7 protein-coding genes and 1 pseudogene are annotated in these 11,115 nt (G+C 73.6%); all 8 read right to left on the bottom strand.

Features of this window, described 5'->3' with window-relative positions; genetic code table 11:
• Nucleotides 1–886, bottom strand: an 886-nt coding sequence (locus tag ABD844_RS49180) for an MFS transporter (protein ID WP_344895806.1), incomplete at its 3' end; no start/stop codon positions are given.
• Nucleotides 883–1,029: pseudogene (locus ABD844_RS53525) on the bottom strand (4'-phosphopantetheinyl transferase family protein); the annotation flags it as partial. The gene ABD844_RS49180 and the pseudogene ABD844_RS53525, both read right to left, overlap by 4 nt.
• Before the next feature lie 71 nt (nt 1,030–1,100).
• Nucleotides 1,101–1,349 carry a natural product biosynthesis carrier protein gene (locus ABD844_RS49175; RefSeq protein WP_344895803.1) on the bottom strand — a complete coding sequence of 83 codons (249 nt, stop codon included), beginning with the start codon at nt 1,347–1,349 and terminating at the stop codon, nt 1,101–1,103.
• 30 nt (nt 1,350–1,379) lie between these two features.
• Nucleotides 1,380–2,225, bottom strand: a complete 846-nt coding sequence (locus ABD844_RS49170) for a 3-hydroxyacyl-CoA dehydrogenase family protein (protein WP_344895800.1) — start codon at nt 2,223–2,225, stop codon at nt 1,380–1,382.
• Nucleotides 2,222–3,403: a class-II aminoacyl-tRNA synthetase family protein gene (locus ABD844_RS49165; RefSeq protein ID WP_344895797.1), complete on the bottom strand. Its 1,182-nt coding sequence runs from the start codon at nt 3,401–3,403 to the stop codon at nt 2,222–2,224. Before ABD844_RS49165 ends, ABD844_RS49170 begins: the two co-directional genes overlap by 4 nt.
• Before the next feature lie 11 nt (nt 3,404–3,414).
• On the bottom strand, nt 3,415–4,575 hold the full coding sequence (locus tag ABD844_RS49160) for an acyl-CoA dehydrogenase family protein (protein ID WP_344895794.1): 1,161 nt from the start codon (nt 4,573–4,575) through the stop codon (nt 3,415–3,417).
• Between the two features lie 2 nt (nt 4,576–4,577).
• Nucleotides 4,578–5,657 carry an acyltransferase domain-containing protein gene (locus ABD844_RS49155; protein WP_344895791.1) on the bottom strand — a complete coding sequence of 360 codons (1,080 nt, stop codon included), beginning with the start codon at nt 5,655–5,657 and terminating at the stop codon, nt 4,578–4,580.
• Nucleotides 5,650–11,115: condensation domain-containing protein (locus tag ABD844_RS49150; protein ID WP_344895788.1), on the bottom strand; the 5,466-nt coding region annotated here is incomplete at its 5' end. The genes ABD844_RS49155 and ABD844_RS49150, both read right to left, overlap by 8 nt.

Here is an 11,115-nt window from a genome sequence, read left to right as displayed (position 1 = left end):
CCGGCAGCCTGGCCAGCGCGCGGGCGAGCGCGGATCCCGCGGCCGTGGCGGCGAAGCCGAGCGTGACGACGATCGCGTACGCGCCCCCGGCCAGTTCCAGGTGCTCGACGGCCTGGGCGATGCGGCCGGGGGTGAGCAGTTCCACGGCGTTGAGCGCGAGTCCCGTGCCCAGCGCCACGGCCAGGACGCGCAGCACGATCACGTCACGGCCGCTGACGCGGGCCCCCAGCAGGATCGTGGCGGGCACGTTGCGCAGGATGGCGCGCAGGCCGACGCGGGCGTACGGCGGCTCCGGCATGACGCCGAGCACCAGCAGGAAGAGCACCGCGGAGGCGGCGGCGGCGAGCAGGAGCGGCACCGAGAGCGGGATCACCGGCCCCCACCGGAAGGCGGGAAGAACGAGCGCGACCAGGCCACCGGCCAGCGCGCCCGCGGCGAGCGCCGCCGAGCCCCAGGCGCCGCCCCTGGCCAGCCCCGCCTTCAGATCCGCCTCGGGGTCGGTCGCCCTGAGGCTGTCGACGTACCAGGACTCCAGCGGCCCGGTCCGCAGCGTACGGGACACGCCCCTCAGCACGGAGGCGAGCATCAGCTCGGGAAGCGAGGTCCCCACGCCCATCAGGGCGAGCCCTGCCGTGCCGAGCACGGCGGACATCATGAGGATGACCCGCCTGCCGATCACGTCGGCCAGCCCGCCGGTGGGCAGCTCCAGGACGACCGTGGTCACCCCGTAGGCGGCGAAGACGAGGCCGATGGCGGCGGGGTCGAGCCCGCGCGCGCTCAGCAGCAGCACGATCGGGGCCATGTGCAGCCCGGCGGGCAGGTTGGCGAAGAAGCTCAGCAGCGAGAAACGGCGGAGCACCGCCTCCGGAGGCAGGGACGCGCTCACCGAGGAACGCCTCCCGCGAGCAGCGCGCGCGGCGGTCCTCCCCGGCCGCTCACCTCGACGCCCGCCGGGGGCACGGGTAAGCCGTCACCGGTGGCCTTCACCACGGACTCCTTCCTCGTCCAGCGGGCCGGAAAGGCGCGCGCCCGTCCGTGCCGCCGTGCGCCTGCCCACCTCTATCACAGGTACGGCGATCCGGCCCCGCGAGACGTGACGGTCAGCGGGCGAGCGCGTTCCGCTTGCGGGTGACGAAGTCGTGGATCCGCGAGATCGACAGGAAGTTGTCGAGGTCGAGGTCCTCCTCGGAGACGGTCACGCCCATCGTGTTCTCGGTGAACATCACGATCTGCACCACGAACAGGGAGCTGACATATCCGGAGGCGAAGATGTCCTGGTCGTCGGAGAGGTCGTGTCCTTTCACGTGCCGGGCCACGAACTCCCTGATCGCCGCGCGGTCGTCTTGCATGTCTCTCCCTCGGTTGCCGGGTGTCGGGTGTCAGGTGTCGTAGGCGAAGAATCCGCGTCCGCTCTTGCGGCCGAGCAGCCCTCCGTCCACGTACTTCTTCAGCAGCGTGGAGGGGCGGTACTTAGGGTCGTTGAACTCCCGCAGCAGGACCTCCAGCGAGTAGAGCACGGTGTCGAGGCCGATCAGGTCGGCGGTTGCCAGCGGCCCCATGGCGTGCCCGAAGCACCGTACGAAGAGCCGGTCGATCTCCGCGGCCGTGGCCACGCCCTCGTCCAGCAGGCAGACGGCCTCGTTGAGCGTCAGCATGAGCACCCGGTTGGTCACGAACCCCGGCGAGTCCTCCACGACCGCGCTCTGCTTGCCGATCGTGTCCAGCAGCAGGAGGGTGGTCCGCACGGTCCGCTCGGACGTGTGGAGCGCCCGTATCACCTCCACCAGCGGTTTCAGGTGTGCGGGGTTCATGAAGTGGGTGCCGATGACCCGGTCGGCGCGGCGGGTGAAGGAGCCGAGCCTGGTGATCGGGATGGCGGAGGTGTTGGCTCCCACGATGCACTCGTCCGCGAGCACGTCCTCCAACGCGTGGTAGAGCTGCCGCTTCACCTCCATGTCCTCGGTGACGTTCTCGACCACGAACTCCGCGTCGGCCAGGTCGTCCAGCTTCGTGGTGAACGTGAGGTGCTCCATGACGCGGTGCCCGGGCGTACGGGAGCCGAGCAGCGCCGCGAACCGCTGGTCGCGGGCGATCGCCTCCCTGGCCCGGTCGAGAGCCTCGTCACCGGTGTCGACGAGCGTGGTCCGGTAGCCGAAGGCGGCGAACGCCTGGCTCACGCCGACGCCCATCGTGCCCGCTCCGACGACCCCCACATGCTTGGTCACAGTGCCGCCTCCAGGTTCAGTGCCCGCCGCACCGCGCCGGGCCAGCGGTCAGGGTCAAGGCCGTGCTGACAGAGCAGGGCGAAGGCGAAGCGCTCCAGCCCGAATCCCGCGCACGCGGTGAACGGCGTCCCCTCGATGCGGAACGCCTCGCCGAAGAGGCGCTCGTGGAAGTTGAACGAGCCCACCGCGACGCTCTCGGACGCGTCGACGCGCAGGCCCAGCTCGTACTTCAGCTCCATCAGGCGCTGCGAGGAGCTCCTGTCGCCGCTGTCGGAGCTGCCGAAGAACGGGTCGTTGGCGACCTCGCAGCGCCCCGAGACCTCCAGCGACTCCGCCAGCGCCAGGATGCGGCGCAGGAACCGCTCGCGCTGCCCGAGCACCTCGTCCCTGGCGCCGAAGAAGACGATCTCCCTGATGGTGAAGTCCCACAGGCGGGCCAGCGTGTGGCTGTAACGCGCCTCGTGCCTGAACGACTTGCCCCTCGCCGTCGCCACCGACAGGCCCTCGGGCAGCGCGCGGTCGGCGAACTGGTTGAACGTGTGGTAGCACATCGTCGGCGGCAGGCAGTAGTCCACCCGACCGCAGCGGCCGAGGATCTCCGCGCCCACGTCGCCGGTGTTCTTCACCGCGTCCAGGAAGTCGCGGTAGACGTCGATGTCGCCGGTGATGCGGGTGGCGAACATCGCGTGCTGCGGGAAGGAGGTGAAGTAGCCGCAGCGGGCCAGCGCGGTGGTGGGGATGAGGGTCGGATAGCGGAACTCGCGCCCGCCGAACTCCGCCACGACGATCTCCCTGATCACCGCGTCGAGCGCGTCCATGATCGTCAGCAGCGGCTGGCCGAGCGCGACCTGTCCCTCGCCCACCGGGCAGACGACGCCGCGCTCCCGCAGCCGCTCGAACGTGCCCGGCTCGGGCGTCCTGTCCGCGGGCGAGCGCCAGATGACCTTGGGCGCCCTGACGAGCTGCGGCAGCACGTCGTTGTGCAGGAGGAAGCGCAGCTTGCGGGCCAGGTCGTCGGCCGAGGCGGCGCCGGTCGCGGTCACCAGGACGGCGGCGTTCCCCTCGACCAGGCGGAAGCCGAGGATGGACTCGTCGGCGAAGAACACCCGTTTGGCGAACTCAGCGGCCAGCCTGTCGGACAGCGGGGCGTCGAGCGTGATGAGGTGTTCACGCGCCACTTCTTCCTCCTTCATCGTGCCTCCGGCAGTCCGGACAGACCGGCGATGATGGTGCGCTGGATGTCCGAGGTGCCGCCGTAGGTCGTGGCGGCCAGCGCGTCCCTGACCTCGCGCTCGATCGGAAGGTCGGCCACGTAGCCGCGCGCCCCGTGCACGCGCATCGCGGCCAGCGCCCCCTCCACCAGGCTCTCGCTGGTGAAGAGCTTGAGTATGGCCGATTCGAGCAGCGCGATCCTGCCCTCGCGCTTGAGCCAGCCGACCTTGTAGAGCATCAGCCGCGCCAGCTCCAGGTGGACGCGCAGATCGGCGAGCCGGTGCGAGACGGCCTGGAAGGAGCCGATGGGCACGCCGAACTGGGTTCGCGAGCTTGCGTATGAGACCGAGGTCTCCAGCAGGCGCTGCAGGCGGCCGATCTGGCTGGCGGCCATGAAGCCGCGCTCCCATTCGATGACGGAGGTGAAGATCCGGTACCCGGCCCCCTCCGCGCCGAGCAGGTTGGCGCCGGGCACCCGGCAGCCCTCCAGCCGCAGCTCGCCCATCGGGGTGCCGCGCAGTCCGGCCTTGCTGATCGCCCGGCGTACCTCCAGCCCCGGGGTGTCGCGGGGCAGGAGGAAGGCGGACAGGGCCTGCTGCGCGGGCCCCGAGTCGGCCGTGCGGGCGAACAGCACGTACAGGCCGGCGATGGTGCCGTTGCTGATGAAGCACTTGGCGCCGTCGATGACGTAGTCGTCGCCGTGCCGCACGGCGGTGGTGGTGAGCGACAGCACGTCGGAGCCGGTCTCGGGCTCGGTCAGGGCGTGCGCGCCGATCAGCGTCCCGTCCACGAGGCCGGGCAGGAATCTGGCGCGCTGCTCGGGTGAGCCGTGCCGCAGCAGGTAGACCACGCAGGCCCACAGGTGGTTGTCGACGGCGAAGACCAGCCCGTTGTCGGCGCAGCCGTAGCCGAGCGCCTCGCAGGCCAGGAGCGTGGTCAGCGGGTCGAGTCCCGATCCTCCGTACTCGCGCGGCACGGGCCAGCCCAGGACGCCGAACTCGGCGCACGCCTTCCAGCCGTCGCGGTCGAACGTCTCGTCCCGGTCGTGGGCGGCGGCTTGCGCGCCGAGTTCCTCCCTGGCGAACCGGATGACCCGCTGCCGCAGGTCCCGCTGCTCGGGGGTCAGGTCGAAGTCCACGGTCAGCCTCCTGCCTGTCGTACGACGTCCCGGTCCACCCGCGCGCCCGCCGCCCGCAACCCCTCGACCGCGGCCAGCAGGTCGGCCACGTCGTCGCCGCCCGCCAGCGTGGGGAAGACCGAGGGCGGGCCGTCGTCCGGCCGGTCGGGATGCTGGTCGGCCAGGCCGGTGAGCATCGTCCCCACGCCGACCTCCAGCGCGATCGCCGACGGCATCGCCCACAGCTCGGTCAGCCCGTCGTGGAAGCGCACGGTCCTGTGCAGGTGGCCGGCCCAGTAGCGGGGGTCGGTCGCCTGCTCGGCGGTGATCCAGGCGCCGGTCACGTTCGACAGGAACGGGATCGCCGGAGGGCGCAGCGTGAACGTGCGGGCCAGGCCCTCCAGGTAGGGCTCGATCGGGGCCATCATCCGCGAGTGGAAGGCGTGCCGGGCGCCCACGCGCAGATGCGCCACCCCGGCCGCGGCGAGGTCGCGTTCGAGCCGCTCGACAGCCGGTACGGGGCCCGCCGCCACGCACAGGCGCTCACCGTCCACCGCGGCGAGCGAGAGGTCGTCGCCGAGACGGGCGGTCAACTCGTCCTCGCCGAGCAGCACCACGAGCATGGCTCCCGCCGGCAGGGTCTCGATGAGGTCGGCCCGCCGGACGACGAGGGCGAGCGCCTGGTCGAGCGGCAGCACGCCCGCGACGCACGCGGCGACGTACTCGCCGATGCTGTAGCCGAGCAGGCCCGCCGGCTCGATGCCCCAGCTCATGAGCAGCTCGGCCAGGGCGTACTCGACCGAGAACACCAGTGGTTGCAGCACCCGCGTCCGGTCCAGCCCCGCCGGCGGCCGTGCCCCGCGGTTGAGCAGGGCACGCACGTCCGGTCTGCCCCGCGTGCGCCGGGGTGCCTCGCCCGGGTAGAGCAACGCGCGGACGTCCTGGCCCAGCTCGGCGGTCAGCAGGCCGAAGCAGCGGTCCATCGAGGCGCGGAAGGCGGGCTCGTGCTCGTAGAGGCCCTGGCTCATGCCCGCGTAGTGGTCGCCGACGCCGGGGAACATGAAGACCACGGGCCGCTCGCCCGCCGGGTGGCGCTCACGCATGCGGGGGCTCCTCATCGATCGAGTAGCGGATGGGCAGGCCGAGCTCGTTCAGCACGTCGGCGACGAAGGCCGGCTCGCCGCCCAGGTTGGCCATGATCACCAGGCCGTCGCCGGTGCGCCGGTCGGTGGCCGTGAAGCACTGGTAGGAGTGCCGGTCGCCGGGATGGCCGAACCAGCACCCGTCGATCGCCGTGCCCGCGCCGTAGCCGCCCGCGCGCGGCGTCAGCATCACCTCGGCCGACTCCGGCGACAGGAAGGCCGTCCGCGCCCCGGACGCGGCCCTGAAGATCTCCAGCGCGACCTTGGCCAGGTCTCCCGGCGTGCTCCACAGCCCGCTGGCGGCCAGCTCGGGGAAGACCCGCCAGCCCTCCTCCACGACGCTGCCGTCCGACAGGTGCCCGAGCGCCGCCGGTCCCCACGGGTCCCGCTCGTAGCCGCTGTCGCGCATGGCGAGCGGCTCCAGGACGAGGGCGCGCATGGCCGCCTCGAACGGCAGGCCGGTGACGTCGGCGACGATCTGCTGGATGACCGAGAAGCCGCCGCCGGTGTAGCGGAAGGCGCCGGGCGGCCGTTCGCGGACGACGGCCGGCGTGTTGGCCGGCGGCCTCCCGTCCAGGACGTCGGGCAGCTCGGGGATCCGGCCGCGCCGGGGGTAGCCGGGGTGGCCGAAGGCGTTGAGTCCCGCCGTGTGGTCCAGCAGGTCCCGCACGGTGAGCCCGCCCAGGTCGCGCGCGGTGACCCCGTCGCCGGGCACCCGCCACGAGCGCAGGTACGCGTGCACGTCCTTGCCGAGGTCGAGCCGTCCCTCCTGGACCAGCCTGAGCACGCCGAGCGTCGTGACGTGCTTGCTGACCGAGCACGCCTGGAAGCGGGTGCCGGACGTGACGTCCCGCGCCGGTTCGTCGCCGGTGACCCCCTGGCCCCAGGTCGTGACGCGCTCGCCCGCCTCGATCACCGCCACGCCGACGCCCGGTACGCCGTGCCGGGCCATCGGCAGCAGCAGGGCGGGCGAGCCGGGGAACAGCCCGCTCAGCGGCGGGCCGGCCGGGCCCGGCGGGCGGGCGGTGGCCAGGGTCTCCAGCTCGCGCAGGAATCGCCCGGCCAGCTCGGCGATCGTGGCCGCCTCGTGCAGCCCGCCGGAGTAGGCCCACTCGACGACCAGCCTGCCGCCGGTGACCGCGGCGCTGACCGCGAGCGGGTGCGACCGGGCGGCGTCGGGCGCGCGTACGGTGCCGGGGGCCTCGTCGGCCACCTCGAAGAGGTCTTCCTGGCGGTCGCTCCGCCGGCCGTGGTAGGTGAAGGACACCTGCGGTACTGCCCGTCCTGGGAGGTCGGAGCGGAGGTGGCGGGCCAGGCCGTACCCGATGCCCTGGTCGGGGACGGCGCGGAGCTGGTCGCCCACCCTGCGGGTGCGGCGTACGGGGTCGGGGTCCGCCACGTGCACGTGCACCGGGTAGGTGGCGGTGAACCAGCCGAGCGTGCGGCCGAGATCCACGTCGTCGAACAGGTCCGCCCTGCCGTGGCTCTCCACGTCGATGAGGACGGCGGCCGACCCCGTCCATGGGGCCAGCGCGGCGGCCACGCAGGCGAGCAGCGCCCCATCGATGCGCCCGTCGATACGCCCGTCGGCGTGCCCGTCGGCGTGCCCGCGCAGGAGGGTCTCGGTCGCCTGCGCGGACAGCGCGCAGCGGTGCACGCGTTCCAGGGCCTCGGTGTTCTCGCCGCCGGGGTGGTCGGCGGGCAGTTCGGGCGCGTCCACGGGGAGGGCGGCCGACCAGTACGCCAGGTCCTCGGCGTACCGCCGGGTGCCGGTGTGGGCGTCCAGCCGCCGGGCCCATTCCAGGTAGGGCGTGCTCGCCGGGGCGAGCGGTCGGTCGCCCCGGTAGGCCGTGGCCAGGTCGTCCAGGAGGATCGACCAGGAGACCGAGTCGATCGCCAGGTGGTGCACGACGATCAGCGTCCTGGCCGCGCCGGGGACGGTGGCCGCGCCGATCAGCGGGCCTTCGGCGGGGTCGAGGCTCGCGTTCAGCTCGTCGGCGGCGGCCTCCAGGTCCGCCACCTCACGCAGCACTGGGGCGTCACCCGCGTCCGCGAGCCGCAGCCCGTCGCCGTGCAGCCGGATGCGCAGCGTCTCGTGGTGGGCGACCACCGCGCGCAACGCCTCGTCCAGCCGGGCCGGATCGGGTGGCACACGCCAGGTCAGCAGCGCCGCCTGGTTGTGGTGCGCGGGCCGGACCCCGCGTGACAGGAGGCGGCTGATCGCGGGGGTGAGCGGCGCGGTGTCCGTGGTGGGGGTGGTCCGTACGGATTCTGGGTCGCCCGCCAGCAGTTCGGCGATGGTCCGGTGCCGCAGTGCCCGCCGTACGGTGAGGTCCAGCCCTTCCTGCTGCGCCCGGCTCACCATCCGGAAGACGAGCATCGAGTCGCCGCCCAGGTCGAAGAAGTCGTCGTGCGGGCCGACGTCCGCCACGCCCAGGAGCTCCCGCCAGACGCGGGCCAGCACCTCGGCGGGCGCCTGCGCGGGTGCCTGCGCCGGGTCGGTGAGTGGCGCGTGCGGCTCGGCCGTGACCAGCGACTCCAGCGTCCGCACGTATTCCGTCAGCAGGCGCTCGGCCGCCGGCCGGTCGTAGCCTGGGGCGTCGTACCTGAGCTGGACCTGGGTGACCTCGCCGGTGGACAGGGCGAGCACCAGAGGGCTGTCCAGCTCGCCGTCCACCACGGTGACGTCTCTGACCCGCAGCCCGGCGTACTCGCCGCCCGCCTCCTCGTGCTCGGTCCCCGCGTAGACGAACCTGGTCGCGTAGAGCGGACGTCCGCCGGGCACGCCCGCCCAGCGGCGGATGTCCACGAGCGCGTCGTGCTCGTGCTCGCCGCGCCTGCCCCTGTTCTCGTGGACGAGCCTCAGCCAGTCGCCGACCGCGCCGCCCACCTCGTGGCGGGCGGGAAGGGTGTTGAGCAGCATGCCGACCATGCGCTCGATCCCGGGGACGGCGGCCAGCCGTCCCGAGACGGTCACGCCGAAGGTCACCCGCGACTCCCCGGTGTGCCGGGCCAGCAGCAGCGCCCAGGCCGCCTCCGCCACCGTGGCCGCGGCCACCCCGTACGCCGCCGCCGAAGCCTTCAACGACCGGGCCAGCTCATCCGGCAGCCGCGTCTCGACGACACCCGCGCCCCGCGGCCCGTCCCCGAGCGGCGGAACGGGGGTCGGCCCGGCGAAGCCCTCCAGGACCTGCTTCCAGTACGCCGCCCCGTCGGGCCGCCGCCCCAGCGACGCGATGAACTCCCGGTACGGAACCGGCGGCGGCAGGCTCGGCGACCGCCCCTCGCGCAGCGCCTCGTAGGCCGAGAACACCTCCCGCATGACGAGCACGTGGCTCCAGCCGTCCAGCAGGATGTGGTGCGCGCTCCACACCAGCCGGTGGCTCCGCTCGCCCGTACGGATCAGCGCCAGCCGCATCGGCGGCCCGGAGTGCAGGTCGAAGCCGCGCTCGCGGTCCTCGGCGAGCAGGTCCGCCGGTGCCGTCTCCCCCATGCGGCGCGTGTCCCAGCGCTCCAGCATGACCGGGGAACGGTGACCGACCACCTGGACCGGGTGGGAGACGCCCTCCCAGACGACGCGGCTGCGCAGCGCCGGATGCCGGTCGATCACCCACTGCCACGCCCGCGCGAACGCCCCGGTGTCCAGGTCGCCTTCGAGGTCGTAGCTCCACTGGCGGAAGTAGGGGTCGGGCCCGGCCGCGGCCAGCGTCTCGACCAGCATGCCCATCTGGAGCGGCGACAGCCGCAGCACGTCCTCCTCGCCCGCGAACCGCGCCAGCTCTCCCGTCCCCAGGCCGGACAGCGGCGGGTCGTCTGCGGAGGAGGAGGCGGGTTCCGGGTGCTCCGAGGTGGCTTCCACCAGGGCGGCCACGGTCCTGTGCTGGAGAAGCCGGCGCGGGGTGAACGTGAAGCCGTGTGCCCGCGCTCGGCCGACGATGTGCACGCTCAGGATCGAGTCGCCCCCCAGCTCGAAGAAGTCGTCGTCCGGGCCGACCCGCTCGACCCCCAGCACCTCCGCCCAGATCCCGGCCAGCACCCGCCCGGCCGCGTCCCGTGGGTTCCCGAGCGCGGACACCGGGGCCTGCGGCGTGTCGGCGACGGCGCGGAGCAGGCCCAGGTAGTCGTCCAGCAGCGCGCGGGCCGGCGCGTCCCCGAGCCGGTCGCGGCCGTGCAGGAGGGCGAGCGTGACGCGCCCGTCCTGGCCGGTGTCGACGGTGACGGCGAGCGGCAGGTCGTTGCGTCCCTCGTCGCCCGTCTGCTCGATCGTCAGCCCCGCCGTACGCGGCGCGTCCGCGAACCCGCCGTCGAAGACGAAGGCGGACTCGATCATCGGCCGGTCGCCGGGGATCTGGCTGTGCCTGCGGATGTCCACCAGAGCGGAGTGCTCGTGCGCGCGCAGTTCGACCTGCTGCCGGTGGACCGCGGCCAGCCACTGCGCGGCGGGAGCGCTCCGGTCGATCCGCACCCGCGCGGGCACGGTGTTCATGAGCATGCCGATCATGCGGTCGACGCCGGGCACGGGCGCGGACCGTCCCGACAGCGTCACGCCGAACAGCACGTCGTCCGAGCCGGTGGCGCGTCCGAGCAGCAGCGCCCACGCTCCGAGCAGGACCGCGTTCAGCGTCATGCGTCCCGTGCGGGCGATCCCGGTCAGGTCGGCGACCAGCCGCTCGTCCAGCACCGCGGCCTGCCGTCCCGTGCCCGTGCCGCCGTCGGGCCCGCCCGGCAGCGGCGTGGGCCTGGTGACACCGGCCAGCTCCCGCCGCCAGAAGCGCGCCTCGGCCTCCCGGTCGAGCCCGGCCAGCCAGGCCGGGTGCGCGGCGAACGGCACCGGCTCCGGCAGCTCGGGCTCCCCGCCCTCGCGCAGCGCCGCGTAGATGGTGAAGACCTCGGCCAGCACGGCCGACTTGCTCCAGCCGTCGAGCACGATATGGTGGCACACCCACCGCAGCCGGTGCCGCTCGGGGCCTTCGCGCACCACCACGACCCGGTACGGCAGCCCGTCCGCGAGATCCACCCCCTCGTCGCCCGCCACGTCGCCCGCCACGGCGAACGGCACCTCCACGGCACGCAGGACCGCCTGCACCGGATGCGGCAGCCCCTCCCAGGCGACGAAGCTGCGCAGCGCCGGGTGCCGGGCGGCGGCCCGCTGCCAAGCGGCCCTGAGCAGGCCCGTGTCGAGCGGCCCGGTGATCAGGTACTCGTCGGTGCCGACGTAGTCCCCCGGCCGGCTCAGCGCGTGGAAGAGCATGCCGCTCTGCAGCGGCGACAGGCGGAAGGCGTCCTCGACGTCTCCCCGCAGGCCCGCCACCTGCGACGCGTCCAGGCCCGACAGCGAGAACGGCCGCGCGGCCACCTCGCGCACGGCGGCCCCGTCCAGGCGGGCGGCCCCGTCCAGGCGGGCGGCCCCGTCCAGGCG

The organism is Nonomuraea antimicrobica (genome assembly GCF_039536965.1).
GTDB lineage: Bacteria > Actinomycetota > Actinomycetes > Streptosporangiales > Streptosporangiaceae > Nonomuraea > Nonomuraea antimicrobica.
The sequence above is the reverse complement of the archived record's forward strand: the minus strand, read 5'-3'. Positions and strand labels throughout refer to the sequence as shown.